19 protein-coding genes are annotated in these 14,846 nt (G+C 52.1%); 4 read left to right on the forward strand and 15 right to left on the reverse strand.

All coding sequences use genetic code 11. The annotated features are described in order from the left end of the window. Positions 1-3: 3 nt before the first annotated feature. From AB1462_RS30195 to AB1462_RS30240, 10 genes are all read right to left on the reverse strand, one after another. Positions 4-852: an arylamine N-acetyltransferase gene (locus tag AB1462_RS30195; RefSeq protein WP_259193513.1), complete on the reverse strand. Its 849-nt coding sequence runs from the start codon at positions 850-852 to the stop codon at positions 4-6. Between the two features lie 88 nt (positions 853-940). Then, positions 941-1,660 (reverse strand): SDR family NAD(P)-dependent oxidoreductase, encoded by a 720-nt coding sequence (locus AB1462_RS30200; protein WP_259193514.1) that lies wholly within the window; start codon positions 1,658-1,660, stop codon positions 941-943. Beyond that, positions 1,657-2,031: a hypothetical protein gene (locus tag AB1462_RS30205; protein ID WP_259193515.1), complete on the reverse strand. Its 375-nt coding sequence runs from the start codon at positions 2,029-2,031 to the stop codon at positions 1,657-1,659. The genes AB1462_RS30200 and AB1462_RS30205 overlap by 4 nt, the downstream gene beginning before the upstream one ends. Then, the gene (locus AB1462_RS30210; RefSeq protein WP_259193516.1) at positions 2,024-2,569 is read right to left on the reverse strand and encodes a hypothetical protein; all 546 of its coding nucleotides are present in this window, start codon (positions 2,567-2,569) and stop codon (positions 2,024-2,026) included. Before AB1462_RS30210 ends, AB1462_RS30205 begins: the two co-directional genes overlap by 8 nt. 412 nt (positions 2,570-2,981) lie before the next feature. Continuing rightward, complete coding sequence (locus AB1462_RS30215; protein WP_259193517.1) at positions 2,982-3,485, reverse strand: hypothetical protein; 504 nt, start codon at positions 3,483-3,485, stop codon at positions 2,982-2,984. A 37-nt stretch (positions 3,486-3,522) separates the two neighbouring features. Continuing rightward, complete coding sequence (locus AB1462_RS30220; RefSeq protein ID WP_367248805.1) at positions 3,523-3,894, reverse strand: hypothetical protein; 372 nt, start codon at positions 3,892-3,894, stop codon at positions 3,523-3,525. A gap of 114 nt (positions 3,895-4,008) precedes the next feature. Continuing rightward, positions 4,009-4,737, reverse strand: coding sequence for an AMP-binding protein (locus AB1462_RS30225; RefSeq protein ID WP_367248807.1), 729 nt, complete (start codon positions 4,735-4,737; stop codon positions 4,009-4,011). Between the two features lie 44 nt (positions 4,738-4,781). Continuing rightward, positions 4,782-6,038 carry a beta-ketoacyl-[acyl-carrier-protein] synthase family protein gene (locus AB1462_RS30230; protein ID WP_367248809.1) on the reverse strand — a complete coding sequence of 419 codons (1,257 nt, stop codon included), beginning with the start codon at positions 6,036-6,038 and terminating at the stop codon, positions 4,782-4,784. Continuing rightward, positions 6,035-7,171: a hypothetical protein gene (locus AB1462_RS30235; protein ID WP_259193520.1), complete on the reverse strand. Its 1,137-nt coding sequence runs from the start codon at positions 7,169-7,171 to the stop codon at positions 6,035-6,037. The genes AB1462_RS30230 and AB1462_RS30235 overlap by 4 nt, the downstream gene beginning before the upstream one ends. 122 nt (positions 7,172-7,293) lie before the next feature. Further along, positions 7,294-7,533: a phosphopantetheine-binding protein gene (locus AB1462_RS30240; RefSeq protein ID WP_367248810.1), complete on the reverse strand. Its 240-nt coding sequence runs from the start codon at positions 7,531-7,533 to the stop codon at positions 7,294-7,296. A gap of 677 nt (positions 7,534-8,210) precedes the next feature. On the opposite strand from AB1462_RS30240, the gene AB1462_RS30245 reads away from it, so the two are divergent. Together AB1462_RS30245 and AB1462_RS30250 are read left to right on the forward strand one after the other, a co-directional pair. Next, on the forward strand, positions 8,211-9,788 hold the full coding sequence (locus AB1462_RS30245) for a flagellar hook-length control protein FliK (RefSeq protein WP_259193522.1): 1,578 nt from the start codon (positions 8,211-8,213) through the stop codon (positions 9,786-9,788). Further along, complete coding sequence (locus AB1462_RS30250; RefSeq protein ID WP_065939955.1) at positions 9,785-10,114, forward strand: EscU/YscU/HrcU family type III secretion system export apparatus switch protein; 330 nt, start codon at positions 9,785-9,787, stop codon at positions 10,112-10,114. Before AB1462_RS30245 ends, AB1462_RS30250 begins: the two co-directional genes overlap by 4 nt. 132 nt (positions 10,115-10,246) lie before the next feature. Here the strand turns inward: AB1462_RS30250 and glp are convergent, their stop codons facing one another. Then, the gene (gene glp, locus AB1462_RS30255) at positions 10,247-11,473 is read right to left on the reverse strand and encodes a gephyrin-like molybdotransferase Glp (protein ID WP_367248813.1); all 1,227 of its coding nucleotides are present in this window, start codon (positions 11,471-11,473) and stop codon (positions 10,247-10,249) included. After that, positions 11,457-11,996: a molybdenum cofactor biosynthesis protein B gene (moaB, locus tag AB1462_RS30260; RefSeq protein WP_131699497.1), complete on the reverse strand. Its 540-nt coding sequence runs from the start codon at positions 11,994-11,996 to the stop codon at positions 11,457-11,459. The genes glp and moaB overlap by 17 nt, the downstream gene beginning before the upstream one ends. Before the next feature lie 76 nt (positions 11,997-12,072). Between moaB and mobA the strand changes: the two genes are divergently transcribed. Then, positions 12,073-12,675: a molybdenum cofactor guanylyltransferase MobA gene (mobA, locus tag AB1462_RS30265; protein WP_259193525.1), complete on the forward strand. Its 603-nt coding sequence runs from the start codon at positions 12,073-12,075 to the stop codon at positions 12,673-12,675. An 81-nt stretch (positions 12,676-12,756) separates the two neighbouring features. Next, positions 12,757-12,978, forward strand: a complete 222-nt coding sequence (locus AB1462_RS30270; RefSeq protein ID WP_090407216.1) for a YgdI/YgdR family lipoprotein — start codon at positions 12,757-12,759, stop codon at positions 12,976-12,978. A gap of 55 nt (positions 12,979-13,033) precedes the next feature. Here the strand turns inward: AB1462_RS30270 and AB1462_RS30275 are convergent, their stop codons facing one another. The 3 genes from AB1462_RS30275 to AB1462_RS30285 all read right to left on the reverse strand — a co-directional run bounded on the left by AB1462_RS30275 (position 13,034) and on the right by AB1462_RS30285 (position 14,642). Next, on the reverse strand, positions 13,034-13,924 hold the full coding sequence (locus AB1462_RS30275; protein ID WP_367248815.1) for a pseudouridine synthase: 891 nt from the start codon (positions 13,922-13,924) through the stop codon (positions 13,034-13,036). Positions 13,925-13,995: 71 nt separating this feature from the next. Next, the gene (locus AB1462_RS30280; protein ID WP_090407222.1) at positions 13,996-14,331 is read right to left on the reverse strand and encodes a transcriptional regulator; all 336 of its coding nucleotides are present in this window, start codon (positions 14,329-14,331) and stop codon (positions 13,996-13,998) included. 74 nt (positions 14,332-14,405) lie between these two features. Continuing rightward, positions 14,406-14,642, reverse strand: a complete 237-nt coding sequence (locus tag AB1462_RS30285) for a glutaredoxin family protein (protein ID WP_259193526.1) — start codon at positions 14,640-14,642, stop codon at positions 14,406-14,408. Positions 14,643-14,846: the final 204 nt, after the last annotated feature.

A 14,846-nucleotide genomic window follows, 5' to 3' on the forward strand; every position in this document is an offset into this window, starting at 1 on the left:
TATTCACTTCACAACATCAAATATACCCACCGGCAGAGAAACGAAGTCTGCCGAATCAACTTTAATTAAAAAATGCTCACTCAACACACCAACAAGCTCTTCAACAGAGCCTATAACTAGTTGAGCACGTACGCCGCCCTTAATTGACACCAAAACCTTATTGAGCAAATAGCTACCGCCTTCGAGAGATGGCTTTGCACAAATCAGATTCGCCTTAAATGGAGACAACGGGAAGTAGCTGTTGAAAAATTGCGCTACCACAAACTCTTCTTGCTCATAAAATTTCTCCTTAAATACATACATATCGGCCCATAGGGCACTGTGTTTGTATTGAATGCACCAAGTCATACCCTGTTTCTTTTGCACACGGTACTCATGAATTCCTTGTATAGCATACGCATTATGCTGAAGGCGCAAAGGATACAAAAATCCTCGATAACCGAACCCCGCGTCACACACCCACTCCTCATTATCGGCACTTACCAACAACACCATGTGCGTAAAAAATCTCGATGTATTGTCCTCACGAACGACAGAGGAGAGTACTCGCCGCACATGGAATCCAAGAGACTCCAAAACAGCAGCTAGCAAGCCATTCAATTGACTACAGCCCCCCCCGCGCCGCCCAGAAAATAGTTTCCTACGTATGTCATCCATAGCAAATGCGGGTGTGACCCCGAGGAAGACGTCCAACATGTCGTACGCAATAGCATTGACATGCGCAATGTGTATGTCCGCCAATATTTTTGAGTTATGACCTTTCGGCATCACTAATTTTATCATTTCGAAATAATGAACAAGCCATAAGGGCCTTATTGGGTCGCCCTCATCCGTCACTCGTATTGAATCCATTCTGGCACCCACCTGCAAACTCCGAAAAAGCCAGCTAACAATCAGCTAAACGTATAGAACGCAAACAAAATACCTACGTCGCCTGGTTCTATCCTATATTTTCACCATTCCCAACCTTTAGAATAGTTCCAGTCGTAGAGAACTGACGTGAAGCTAACAAAAAAACCATATTAGCAACCTCGTCCGGCTGCATTATTCTTCTAGCCGGAATGGACCTTAAGATCTCCCGCTCTACTCCCTTTGCGAATAATTTATACATTTCTGTATCCACGAACCCGGGGGATACTCCATTTACATTTACGTCAAAGCGGGCCAGTTCCAAGGCGAGTCCAAGCGTAAGTCGTTCGATTGCCGCCTTGGCGCACCCATACGCCGTGTTTCCTAGTTTTATCTTAGTAGCAGCTATAGAACTAATATTGACTATATTACCGAAGCGAGCACTCGCCATCAGGGGAGCAAACGTATCGCAATAGTTCAAAGTACTTACAAAATTCGTAGCCATAACCTCATGAAAAACATTAACATTACCGTTTAAAAAAATAGCATCCCCAGTGATTCCTGCGTTATTGACAAGAACCGATGGTATCCCATCAGCACAGATCCGTTCCCGCAATGCATGTATTTGATCCGTTGCTCGCCCATCTACCTGTAAAGCAATTAGTGTGGAATATCGCGCCATAAGCGTGGCAGCGGCTTGTTCATCACGGAGAAAGGTGACAAACACTCTATAACCGGCCTCGACAAATTTCTCCGCAATACATCTACCGATACCTCTAGTTCCGCCCGTTACTAGCGCAATTTTGCTCACTGGCTATCGACTCCAAAGTTTATAGCTCCACGACAAAAATTTATTGCTGCTTGGCAAATTTTAAAATTGTACCTATCAACTTCGTATCCTCCACTCCCAATTTTTTTATCGATAACAAGATGCAGTTCAAGGCCTGGAGTAATCGGCTCGAGAAAAGCGACACGTTGAAGTGAAAATAAACCGAGCATGGGTTTGTCCATTTCTTCAATACATGCAATGACGAACCCCACAATACAAGCCCCTGGTACAATTGGAAAATTTGGAAAGTGATCAGTAAAAATCACAGCGTTAGTATTGATCGTAAAAAAAACCTCAAATCGACTGTCACTCACCATAAAATGATCCACTCGAAAAATCTCAAACTCACTCATGAGTGGCCTCGCATTTATTTAAATAAGCCTCAGGAAAAACCTCCGTCACCACGGAAGCTATCAAAATACTAAAATAAGAGCCAAGTAAAAAAACAGGCCAATAAAACTCAAAACTTATACTTAAAATCGTGAAAACCAAATTTATCGAAAATGACACACACCATATTTTCGATATAGTATTATTTATTTTAAGAAACCTGTCTGATCGATGATATCCATCCGCAACTTCGGAACGACTATACTGCAATGTAAACGGGCGCCCTAACAGCACTCCTGCCCACCCCGCAACGCTCAATAAACCGTATAAAAAAATCTTGGTGGTTTCGACGCCTGAGTATTGTGGGTAATATCGGGACAAAACTACCATACCCACCAAAGCGGCCACCACGGTACTCTCTACCACAAAGCCCCGCGTAAGGTTTTTAAAACACATAACTGCTATTAATGCAGCCGTTAATAAAGCGGATTTTGCAAAATCGCCATCTAGCCAATCAATGACATAGGGGAACGCCAGCCAAGGAATTAAAAGTCTAATCATAATGTTGAAGTCCTTAATTCCAGCACTGTAATCGTCGCCAAACAGCAATCTTTAGTGCCTGAGCGCATCTTTCCAACCACTACGACTCGAGCTACGTTATTGTCAATACTGACCTGACCTACTAAGTCAGAAATATCCATTGGATTGAGCACACGCAAGCCTGTAATCAATGCGGGAACATGATGGATATGCAAAACGCTCCACGTGGTAGAGTTACGAGCGCAACGAACCGCAAACTGACTGAGTAGTTCCGTGAGCAATACCACAGGGCTATAAAAACCAGTATAACCATCGAAACAATATTCACTAATATGACTAGTCCAGCATCCGGCGGCCTCATACACCGGAGGGCACAGTTCCAAGTATGATTTTGAGGTTGAAAGCTCCGATCCGGCCAAGGAATGTATCTCCTTCATTTCGGGACTACCGTGTCATCGCTATCAGCCTTAAATAGACTTAACAACCTCAGGCACCGACCGACAATCAAGCCATTGATGAGTCCGCCCCCCAAAGAAGATAAAAACTTGACAGAAATTTCATTGGCTAGTTCGGGATACATAGCTGCTTGATATCCGATATAATATCGCCATGCAAAAAAGCACCAATAAACAGTAAGCACCTTTATCGAACCTGCGATGATCAAGCGTCCTCCTTCTCGCTCAATATTGCTATACGAATAAAACCGTAAGGCTAGAAACGACCCAACAAACAAACCCAACGCGTAAACCAATAATTGAACAACAACACCGTGAGAGGGTGCTATAGAGACCAAAGAAAAAACTACAAATACTACCGGCGTTATTTGAAGAGACTTCTTTGACTGGTAGTTTTTGAAGCAAGCTATAAGACCATAATAAGTTACCACAAAAAAAACCGCATACACCCATAATGGCGTACCACGCAATATATCAAGCATTATGCCTCCTATTGTCTAAACCATAGATCTTATCGACTTAAAGCCCTTGCACTCCGGGCACTTTATTACGAATATCTAATAAACGATTAAGTTTACCTCGAGGGCTATATATAAATTGTTCACGCCCTCGCCACCCAATCACCGAGACCCCACGATTTACAGCCTCCCTCAACCTCGAAATACTCAACAGGCATTTTTCTAAATGCATAGTTAATACTGTGCTAATTTTAGAGTCTTCTATATCTAAAATAACAGTTAAACAATCTTTTCCGCCCTCGACAATCGATAGTTTTACTTGGTAAATTTCTGTTGACACCCCAGAAGCAATCAACGCGCGCTCTACCAATTCCAAACTGATCCGGTGGCCACCCAAGCTAAACTCTTCAGCTGTTCTCGAACCAACTTTCAAGTAAAACTTATCACCGTCTGCTTGGACAATTTCGCCAATATCCCCAATACGGTAACGAATAATAGGTACTACTGGAGACTTGAAATCGGTAACCAGCAGTTCACCGCAACTAGCCTACTCAATAAAAAACCAACTTGAAATAACCAAATGGTGGTGTGCCGTCATGGATGGAGTATTTACTGCTGCAAACCCAAATTCAGTCGCACCATAAAGACTATAGAACTCAGCACGGGGCCATAATCTTTGAATAAAGTCTCGTTTGCTGGGGTGAAAGGCTTCACCGACAAATACGATTTTCGTAATCAATAAATCAATATTCAAATTTTCCGCAGCTTGGGCAATTTGAATAATACCAGTTGGAGAACCGACCAGTACGTTGGTATTGAAACGGGCCATAGTTTCCAATAAATATGGCATGTTGTTCATGATATCCGGGCGCCCTACAGGCAACACCGTAGAGCCGATCGGCTCAAGCAACCGACACATACCCTCGTAGTTATAACCCAAGCACCCTGCAGTGAGAAGGTTCACTACTGTATCGTTTTCACAGAATACGTGTTCGGCCATAAAACCGCGAATCTGATAGGGATAGCTATTTTCCGTAATATCTCGAAAAATACGACTCGCTAGTACTAAAGGTCGTGATGTAGTGCCGGATGTAGAGATGACATAACAGTTTTTTAGCTTATCAGCTAATATGAGTTTATCGCTAACCGCCATAAGCCCCTGCTTGTCAACAGGCGGATATTTTAGTGCAAAATCTTCATAACTCGTTACCTCAGGCATCTCCATCGGATAAGACTGATCGGCGTATACACCTACCATCTCATTGAACTTCTTCATATCGAATGACGTTTTATTTTTTATATTCATTACTAGATATACTCTTAAATTCTTTTGAAAATCATCGAAGCTGCGAGACCACCCATACCAAAAGAGTTTTTCATGCAATAATCCATTTTGTGCGATGCGGTAAAAGGCAGTATATTAGCTCGACAACTTCTATCTTTAGACTCAAGATTGATCGTACCGGGGATGAAACCCGAACGTAGACTTATCAAAGTATTAAGTGTCTCCATGGCCCCAGCGGCCGCAATCATGTGGCCATGTAAAGACTTATTGGCGGTCACCGGCACCTGCTCACCTAGTACTGCGCATATAGCAGCAGATTCATGTACATCATTTAATATAGTCGACGTTCCATGGGCATTTACCATGCTTATATTACGTGCACAAAGCCCCGCGTTCGCCAATGCTCGCGTCATTGATAGTTTCATTTCTCTAGAATCTAAAGCAGGCTTAACAATATGACTCGCATTGGTACTGGTACCATAACCCACCAACTCCAATAGCGGCTCTCGCCCACCTTGCAAACAAGACTCTAAGGATTCAAGTAAAAACAGAACTGCACCTTCAGCTGGCACATATCCGGAGCGCCTCATCTCAAACGGCCGTGAAAGAGCTGTTGGATCCAGTCGATCATCTGTGGCGATGATGTCAACTGACTCTAAACCTATATAATGTTCGGGCGTAATTTTTGCGGAGATACCACCGACGATTGCAACATCGACACGGCCTTGTCTGATGGCTTGTAAACCAGTACCGATAGCTTGCAACGATGCAGAGCATAATCCGAGATTTACCGAGGCAGGACCTTTAAACGCAATGAACGAGTGGATAGTCCGCAGCGCATTGGTGGGATCGTAACGAATAAAGTCTTGTACTCGAAAGTGCTTTTCCAAGGCGGTGTCAAGATTTGAAAACCGTCCATTAATCTTGGTTAAATCATATGCCAAATTAACTGTTTGTTGAATATCCACCACTGGTTCATCAACTCCTAGAAAGCAGCCAATGCGGTGCTCCCCGATGACAGCGGGCTCAAAATTAACTGAAGCAAGCAGATTCTCCATGGCGGTAGCGGTATAAAACTCTTCATGGCTGAACCGCTGCCGTTCACTCGCCATTAGAAAATTGCCTATTGCAGGGATACCAGCAAAATGACTTTTAAATGTATCGGTGCAGTATTTATTTATTTTTCTTATACCTGAATGACCTTCGCGAAGTGCCTCTTCAATAGCCGTGTAGTTATCGCCCAAAGGAGTACAGCATCCAAACCCACTGATGACGACTTTTTGATTGCTCATGTCAGCGCTCCTGCTGATTGGGGTAACGGCGCTTCCAATTTACGTAAAACTATAAGGCTAAGACCTACCCCGGCTCCTTCTCCGTGGATAATAATAACCCTGCTGGGCTCGATTGATGAGTCAGCCAGTGCGCACACCAGATCAACCAAACCGCTTGTAGCTACTGCGTATTTTGACAACGGTTTGTATCGGCGCACTTCAAAACTTTCAAAACAACTCTCTAGTGCCCGCACTTCAGCGTCTCCAATACCTGGAGCCCCGTTGTCATATAAAACAACTACTGGATTGCTTTCACGAACCCAATCGTCTAAATGCTTATAAGCCTCAATCCAGTCTTGTGCTGTGGAAAACATGCTTGTGGAGTAGCGACTGAATGCCAGTAAGACTTGCGCGAGCGGCCTGATCTCTTTCAGGAAAACTCTTTCCGCGGTTTCTACGACCAACGATACGGCACCTTCGGCCCCACGGACACTCGAACGGCTAGAGTCTAGGGGGTCAAGCAAGCCCATTTTGCGAAAAACTTCAGCATTATCCGGCTTCGACATGTCTCCGTAGGCGCAAATTAAAGCACCACGGGAATCGCTGCATGACAGGTTATAGAATGCCTCCTCAAGTAAAGACAGCCCGCCTAGCGACATCTTACGTAACGGATAACCACCGCCGCGAAGTTCAAAAATCTTCGATAAATGATATAGGCTGTTTGTTGGCAGTTTCCGAAACAACCGTAAAGGATGCACGATACTTGACATACATCCCAAATGACTTAGGAGTAACTGCTTTTCAGTGTACTGTACATTGGATGTTTTGAACGCCCATACAACGTCATGAAAATCTCTTATAGTTTCGAAAGTAGAGTAAACGCACATTGCCTCCTTTTCAGCAGGAGTAAACTTCACATCCCCCTCGGCCATCTTCATTGCAGAGAAGCCTACATTCAGACAATGGATAGATTGCGAAGTCAGCATTGCTCGATCCTCTCGAGCCATTAGTGCCGCAATCTCTGGAAACAACATAGCCTCATCTAGTTTAACTGATGACGACTCACTGGCACACTCAGATAAATCATGAGCAAGAGAGTCGTTTTTTAACGCTGCTTGAGTTATACCATACCCAGTTATATATAAATTAGACATTTAAAAAACTCTCGATCCGCCGCGCGCAAAAATCGGGTGTCCAATATTTATCTAGTGACTTTGGATCAATTTCTACTCCACTACTCACACCTAGGATTTCATTAACAGCGCTTCTTCCTCCTTCAGTCCACCGACCATCGCAATAAAACCGGATCTACTAGAAGTCGAGCAAACGGCCATATATCATGCGGCTCAATGTCAGAGCTTATTTGAGATTTAATCTCATAGCAGAAATCAATAAAATCTATAGAGGAAAACCCTATATCGCCGAATGGAACATCACTCTCAATATCGTCCAATGACTCGAGAAACAAAATATTCGCAGCAATTTCTTTAACCTTTATAAGATACATAAAGCACATTCCTTTATTATTAGTATCGAAATATAGCCGAGCCACAAACTAAGGAAGACAAAGACTGCCCCCCGAAAGTAGACATTCTGTTCCGAGAACGTTGCATCCAGCTAAATACTTAAAGTTACATGACAGATATTAGCTACTTCAGATGAATCGTCAATGGTGATTGATGTAGGTAAATTCCCGCTGAGATGTAGTCCTTATCTCAAACCTAATCTCAGATAAAATCGAAATTCAAGTCAGCCGTTTTTGGGGCGGGAGATAAGCCACAAATATGAGCGAAAGATCACTATCGTGCGGACACATGACTGTCTCGTTATAATCTAAAAACTTTGGGGAAGGGATGAGCAAACATCGGGGAGAACTGATGGGTGTAATCTAACGATTGCCGCATGAGGTTTACGACATGAAATCAGACACTGAAAAATTGAGATTTTGCTCAGCGGGCACCATGACCTCAATACAGCGCAGGACCAGTCCACACTAGTTTTGGGCCTTTACGGTTCAAGTCGGCGGTGCAGCGGCCGTTATAGAAAGAAGCACAATAACGGCTTTGGCGATCGATTTTAGAGAGCTGGATCAAATAGTTGTGAGGTTTTTAGCGCTCTCTTTGCAGACGGGCGGCATTATACATGCGATGCCCTACGCTAAAGAGGGCTATTTCCCCAGAGACGACGCGCACGATGACCGGCGAGATCAACCTTCCTACGCTTCCTCCCACCCCGGCGGCCGGCCCTGCCCCGCAGCCTGCGGCTGGAGAATTGCTGAAACTGCTGGAGCCGCAGATCGGCTTGATCGGCGCAGGAAAAACCGCGAATGCGGAAGTCATTGCCCTCAAGCAGGGCGGTGAAGCCTTTCAGTTGTTGCTCAAGCTGACCCTGGAAGGTGGCCGTCAGACCCTGGTGCAGGCCAGCAGCGCCCAACCCTTGCCGCTGGGCAGCAATGTGGCGGTCAGCCAGACACCGGCCGGAAACCTGACCCTGAGCCTGCAACAAGCGTTGAGCGCAAACGTTGCGGCCCTCACTCGTATCGACACGTCCAAAATCCCGGAAGGCACCCTGCTGCAAGCCAAGGTGCTGACCACCCAGGCCCTGCCCCAAGGCGCTGCGCAGCCGGCGATCTACCGTTCATTGGTGACTGTGCTCAACAGCGCCTTGGCCAGTACGACCCTGATGGTGGAAAGCCCACAACCATTGCGCGTGGGCAGCTTGCTCAGCGCCGTGGTGCAGAACGCGCAAACCTTGAACTTCGTGCCGTTGAGCGGCCTCAAGGATCAATTGGCCGTCACCCAGCAGCTGTCGACCCAGCAAAGTCGTCAGGGCTCGCTGGATGCGGTCTTCACCGCGTTGCAAAATCTGCCGCGCAGCGACAGCACGTCCGCAGACCTGCGTGCCGCTGCCGACCGCTTGCTGGCCGCCTTGCCCGACCTGGCACAGGTGAGTAATCCCAAGGTGTTGGCCCAGGTAATCCAGAACAGTGGGGCGTTCCTTGAAGCCAAGTTACTTGCCGGGCAAAACCCGCAAGTGCCGCCACTGGATATGAAAGGCGCCCTTCTGCGGCTGGTCGCCGACCTACTGCCTGCCTTGCCCGCCAACACCAACCTGAATGCCATCCTTGCCGCCAATACCTTGGCCCAGGTAATGCCCAACTTCGTGCGCAGCCCGTTGGGCACTCTCGGTCAGGTTGGTGCGCGGCAGACGCCGGTCAGCTTCCCGCTGCCGGAGCGGCTCATGGCGAAACTGGAGGGCGAAGGCGACCTCGAAAACCTGTTGCGCCTGGCCGCTGGGGCGATCTCGCGCCTGCAGAGCCATCAACTGTCGAGCCTGGAACAGACCGGCACCACCGCCGATGGCCGCCTGCAGACTACCTGGCAGCTGGAAATCCCCATGCGCACCCTGCAGGACATCGTGCCGTTGCAGGTCAAGTTCCAGCGCGAAGAGCCGGCGCCGGACAAGGACCAGCCCGAACGCAAAGACACCAAGGAACCCAAACAGATGCTCTGGCGCGTGGAGCTGGCCTTCGACATGGAGCCTCTGGGACCGTTGCAGGTCCAGGCGCAGTTGAATCAGGGCAAGCTGTCCAGCCAGCTGTGGGCGGCGCGGCCGTTTACCGCGAGTTTGATCGAAAGCCATTTGGGCAATTTGCGCGAGCGCCTGGTGAACTCGGGCATCAACGTCGGCGACCTCGATTGCCACTTGGGCACGCCACCTCGCGGGCCGAAAACCGGACTGGAGCAACGCTGGGTGGATGAAATCGCATGAACAACGCCAACCCGCCGCGCCAGGCGATTGCCCTCAAGTACGACGGCCAGCAAGCGCCGACCCTGACCGCCAAGGGCGACGATGCCCTGGCTGAAGCGATCCTCAAGTTGGCGCGGGAAAATGAAGTACCGATCTATGAAAATGCCGAGCTGGTGAAACTGCTGGCGCGCATGGAGTTGGGCGACAGTATTCCGGAGGAGTTGTACCGCACGATTGCCGAAATCATCGCGTTTGCCTGGACCTTGAAAGGCAAGTTCCCGGTGGGCTATGACCCGGATGCGGGGCCGGTGGAGCGGGATGTGACCGAGCGTGGCGACGACTACTGAATAGCCACAGGCATATTCAGGTTCAAATGTGGGAGGCGGCTTGCCCCCGATAAGCGGTGGTTTGAGCTACACAAGTTAGGTAACTGATACTCCGCCATCGGGGGCAAGCCCCCTCCCACATTTGGATTGGGGTCAATTCAAGACTTCGCTTAGCGGGATGAAATTGACTCGATCACCGATGTCCAGCGTCGTGCCTTCCAACACCTCCACAAACCCCTCCGCCCACGCCGCGCTGCGCAGCACGCCGGAGCTCTGGTTGCGGTAGATGATCGCCTTGCCCTGCTCGATGCGCCCGCGCAGATACTCGCGACGATTGCCCGGTTTGGGCCAGGTGAACCCCACCGGCACGTCGAAACGCAACGGCTCCACGTCTGCCACCCCTTGGCGGCGCAGCAAGTACGGGCGGGCCAACAGCGCAAAGGTCACCAGGGTCGAGGCCGGGTTGCCCGGCAGGCCGATCACCGGCACGCCACGGAAATGGCCAAAGGTCAGGGGTTTGCCCGGCTTGATCGCCAGCTTCCATAACGCCAGTTCACCCTCTTCGCGCAGGGCGATACCGAGGAAGTCCGCCTCGCCCACCGACACACCGCCCGTGGACAAAATCAGATCCACCGCGCTCAAGCCTGCCAGTCTGGAACGGGTCTGTTCCAGGTCATCCGGCAGGATGCCAGCGTCTATGACTTCGCAACCCATGCGCTTCAGCCAACTGCACAACACGCGGCGGTTGCTGTTGTAGATCTGGCCCGGACCGAGCGGCAAACCGGGTTCGATCAGTTCATCGCCAGTGGACAACACGGCGACACGCGGGCGGCGGATCACGTCCAGGCGGTCACGGCCCAGGGATGCCGCCAGGCCGAGCTCGATCGGGCCCAGGCGCGTACCGGCCGCGAGCACTAACTCGCCGACGGTGGTTTCCTGGCCCTGGGGGCGAATGTTCTGGTCTGGGCGCAACGGCGCGGTAAAGCTCACGCGCTCATCGGCGTGGACGACGGCGTTTTCCTGCATTTCCACGCAGTCCGCGCCTTCCGGTACCGGCGCCCCGGTGAAGATGCGTGCGCAAGTGCCGGCGGCCAGCGGCTGCGGCGCCTGGCCGGCAAAGATACGCTGGCTGACGGGCAACGGTTCACCGGTCCAATCCGCCAGGCATATGGCGTAACCGTCCATGGCGCTGTTGGGCCAGGGCGGCAGGTCGAGGGTGGAGACCAGGTCCTGCGCCAACACCAGACCATCGCACTCGGCCAGGGGCAGCCGTTGCTGCTCGCGGATGGGCGCGGCGTCGGCCATCGCCAGCAGCTGCTGCAGGGCTTGTTCTACCGGCATCAGGGCGCCGGTCTTGCCGGGCTTACCCACGGGATTCACAGGGTTCGGCGAGCTTCAGGTGCGGCACGAAATTGCACGGGCGATGACGGTTATCCAGTTGTTCGGCGAGGATCCCATCCCAACCGGTGCGCACCGCATTGGTGGAGCCCGGCAGGCAGCACACCAGGGTGCCGTTGGCCAGGCCGGCCAGGGCGCGGGATTGCACGGTGGAGGTGCCGATGTCGGCCACGGAGATCTGGCGGAACAGTTCGCCAAAGCCATCGACCTGTTTGTCGAGCAGGCAGCTGACGGCTTCGGGGGTGCTGTCGCGGCCGGTGAAGCCGGTGCCGCCGGTGATCAACACAACCTGCACCACGTCTTCGGCGATCCAGTGGGCGACCTGGGCGCGGATCTTGTAGAGGTCGTCCTTGAGCAGCACACGCTCGGCCAGGTTGTGGCCGGCGGCAGTGAGGCGGTCGACGAAGACCTGGCCCGAGGTGTCGGTGTCCAGGGTGCGGGTGTCGCTGACGGTCAATACAGCGATATTCAGGGGTACGAAGGGCGCATCGGCCTTGGCTTTCATGGCACGGTCCGGTTGTCGAAGGAACAGCCCGATGTTATATCACAGGCCCCTGTTCAGCTGCCTGCGCGGAACCCACATGCCACCCGATTCAATACCCCTGCCCTGTTCGATCCTGCTGTTGGCCGGTGGCCGCGGCCAGCGCATGGGCGGCCAGGATAAAGGCCTGCTGGACTGGCACGGCCTGCCCTTGATCGCACACTTGCAGCGCCTGGTGCGGCCACTGACCGATGACCTGATCATCTCGTGCAACCGCAACCAGGCGCAGTACGCGCCCTATGCCGACCAGTTGGTGAGCGACGACAGCCCAGACTTCCCCGGCCCGCTGGCCGGTATCCGCGCGGGCCTGGCCGCCGCGCGCCATGAGCACCTGCTGATCCTGCCGTGTGATGTGCCCCATATCGATGCCCGTCTGCTCGCCGACCTGCGTGAAACCGCACAACGCAATCCATTGTTGCCGGTGATGGTGCGCCACGGTGAATTCTGGGAACCCTTGATCTGCATCATCCCCATCGGCCTGCAAACCGAGGTAGAACAAGCCTGGCATGCCGGTGAACGCAGCCCCCGAAAGATCCTCCTGCAATTGGGCGGCGTGGGCCTGGAATGCCCAACCGATGACCCGCGCCTGGCCAACCTGAATACACCAGAGCTGTTGCGCCCAAGGTTTGACGTGTCAGAATGAAGCTTCGCTTAAGGAACTTTGGCGACGTCTCACACGTCACAAGGTCAGCAATCAAAAAGTATTCTCTCGGAGACAACACCCATGACTCACCGGACCATCGCCGCTCTCATGCTTGCACTGGGCCTCGCTACCCTCGCCGGTTGCGCCTCGCCGACAGTGATCACCCTGAATGACGGTCGCGAAATCCAGGCCGTCGACACCCCGAAATACAACGAAGATTCGGGTTTCTACGAATTCGAACAGCTTGACGGCAAGCGTACCCGCATCAACAAAGATCAGGTTCGCACCGTTAAAGACCTGTAAGTCTTAGCGCTTGCACACAAGGCCCGCCTCGCGCGGGCCTTGTCGTTTCCGGGGGTCACCAGTCGAGGGTGATCCGGCTGCGGAAGCTGCGTTCTTCACCGGTGACGGGGTCGATAAACCGCACGCCCTGGGCCAGCAGCTTGAGGGGATTGGCGTAATCGTCCACGGCATCCTTGATCACGTCCGGGTAGAACGGATCGTTGCAGATACTCGCCCCCAGCGCGGTCATATGCACACGCAACTGGTGCTTCTTGCCGGTCACGGGAAACAGGCCGTAACGCCATAAGTCGCCGTTCTTTTCCCGCACGTCCACGGCTGTTTCGGTGTTGCTGGCGCCGGGGCCTTCCTGCATGCGGAAGAAAGGTTCGCCATCCACCAGGCGACTTTTGTGCACTAACGGGAACGTCAGCCCAGGTAAGGCCGGGGCGATGGCTTCGTAGAGTTTATCGATCTGGCGCGTGGGAAACAGCTGCTGATAGGCCGAGCGGCTGGCGGGGTTTGCCGAGAACAACACCAGCCCGGCGGTGTGCCGGTCGATACGGTGCAGCGGCACCAGCGCAGGGTTGTCCAGGCGGCGGATCAGGCGGCGCAGCAGGGTTTGCTCGACGTACTCGCCGGCCGGGGTCACGGGCAGGAAGTGCGGTTTGTCCGCCACGACCAAGTGCTCGTCGGCGTACAGGATAGTTTCCTGCACCGGGATCACTTTTTCGTTGGGTACTTCACGGAAGTAATAGATGCACAGGCCTTCCTTGTAGGCCAGGTCCAGGCTGATCGGGCTGCCGTTGACATCCAGCACCCGCCCCCGGGCGATGCGGTCCAGCCAGTGTTCACGACTGATCGCCGCAAAGTGCTCGCACAGGCACTCCAGCACCGTCGCCCACGGGCCAGGTGGCAGGTACAGGGTGCTGGCTTGGTGCTGGGACGCAGAAAAAGCGGATGTAGACATGAAGTGCTCGAAGCCTGGAAAAACAGGCGGGCATTATCCCGCATGAAGCGGGATTGAGCCTAGGGTGGATCTCAGGCCTTAACCAATTCCGCGCGCAGGATCGGCGAAGCACTCGCCGCCTCGGTGAACTCCTTGAGCCAGCGCAGCACGTCCACCGCTTCCCAGCGGCCGGGATCGTAAAGCGCGTACAACAGGCCCTGATAGCCCACCACATCAAGCTGCTTGTGATACCCGGCGCGCTGGAACAACGCCTCGATCTCCGCAAAGCAGGTATTGAAATGCACTTTGTTAAACGGCGTCTTGCCTTCCGTGACCAGGCCGTCGAGGCGCAGCTCGTTCACCGCGTCGCGCACGACATCGGCAGACATGCGATTGACGCTGCTTTTCAGTTGTTCAACATTCACCACGGGCGTTCCCTCTATTCAATCGCTGTACAAACATACAGTAACGTAATATTCGGAAACTCGCCATCGCCTAAACGTCAGCGAAGGAAGGCGACAACCTGATCAGTGTCGAAAGGCCAATCCAGTTCAGCTCCGGTATCTACCCTTCGAAGCACCGGAATCCTTAGGCCGTAGGCGTCGGTCAGGTCTTCGGGGTCGGTGATATCAACCAACTCGACCAGCAACCCGCGCTCGACGAGCGGCATGATTTCGGCTTCGGCAATTTCACAAAGATGGCAACCCAGGGTGCCGAACAACTGGCATTCAGGAAGCATGACAAATGGCCCTGATCAGTAAATAGACGAGCATTCTAAGCCTGACAAAACCCTGTGGCGAGCGGGCTTTCTGTGGCAAACGGGCTTGTTGTGGCGAGCGGGCTTGCCCCGCGTTGGGGCGCGAAGCGGCCCCGGTAGTGCCACCGCGCTCCTTCAGACAGAAATACGGTGCTTGTGTTTTGGGGCCGCTTCGCAGCCCAACGC

Origin of the sequence: Pseudomonas sp. SB113 (assembly GCF_040754745.1) — a bacterium.
In the GTDB taxonomy this organism is placed as follows: Bacteria; Pseudomonadota; Gammaproteobacteria; order Pseudomonadales; family Pseudomonadaceae; genus Aquipseudomonas; species Aquipseudomonas grimontii.

What these genes read in the sequence shown, in the direction of transcription:
- AB1462_RS30195 (WP_259193513.1), bottom strand. Translation starts at nt 852, where the DNA reads ATGGATTCAATACGAGTGACGGATGAGGGCGACCCAATAAGGCCCTTA.
- AB1462_RS30205 (WP_259193515.1), bottom strand. Translation starts at nt 2,031, where the DNA reads ATGAGTGAGTTTGAGATTTTTCGAGTGGATCATTTTATGGTGAGTGAC.
- AB1462_RS30210 (WP_259193516.1), bottom strand. Translation starts at nt 2,569, where the DNA reads ATGATTAGACTTTTAATTCCTTGGCTGGCGTTCCCCTATGTCATTGAT.
- AB1462_RS30215 (WP_259193517.1), bottom strand. Translation starts at nt 3,485, where the DNA reads ATGCTTGATATATTGCGTGGTACGCCATTATGGGTGTATGCGGTTTTT.
- AB1462_RS30225 (WP_367248807.1), bottom strand. Translation starts at nt 4,737, where the DNA reads ATGAAGAAGTTCAATGAGATGGTAGGTGTATACGCCGATCAGTCTTAT.
- AB1462_RS30230 (WP_367248809.1), bottom strand. Translation starts at nt 6,038, where the DNA reads ATGAGCAATCAAAAAGTCGTCATCAGTGGGTTTGGATGCTGTACTCCT.
- AB1462_RS30235 (WP_259193520.1), bottom strand. Translation starts at nt 7,171, where the DNA reads ATGTCTAATTTATATATAACTGGGTATGGTATAACTCAAGCAGCGTTA.
- AB1462_RS30240 (WP_367248810.1), bottom strand. Translation starts at nt 7,533, where the DNA reads ATGTGCTTTATGTATCTTATAAAGGTTAAAGAAATTGCTGCGAATATT.
- AB1462_RS30245 (WP_259193522.1), top strand. Translation starts at nt 8,211, where the DNA reads ATGACCGGCGAGATCAACCTTCCTACGCTTCCTCCCACCCCGGCGGCC.
- AB1462_RS30250 (WP_065939955.1), top strand. Translation starts at nt 9,785, where the DNA reads ATGAACAACGCCAACCCGCCGCGCCAGGCGATTGCCCTCAAGTACGAC.
- moaB (WP_131699497.1), bottom strand. Translation starts at nt 11,996, where the DNA reads ATGAAAGCCAAGGCCGATGCGCCCTTCGTACCCCTGAATATCGCTGTA.
- mobA (WP_259193525.1), top strand. Translation starts at nt 12,073, where the DNA reads ATGCCACCCGATTCAATACCCCTGCCCTGTTCGATCCTGCTGTTGGCC.
- AB1462_RS30270 (WP_090407216.1), top strand. Translation starts at nt 12,757, where the DNA reads ATGACTCACCGGACCATCGCCGCTCTCATGCTTGCACTGGGCCTCGCT.
- AB1462_RS30275 (WP_367248815.1), bottom strand. Translation starts at nt 13,924, where the DNA reads ATGTCTACATCCGCTTTTTCTGCGTCCCAGCACCAAGCCAGCACCCTG.
- AB1462_RS30285 (WP_259193526.1), bottom strand. Translation starts at nt 14,642, where the DNA reads ATGCTTCCTGAATGCCAGTTGTTCGGCACCCTGGGTTGCCATCTTTGT.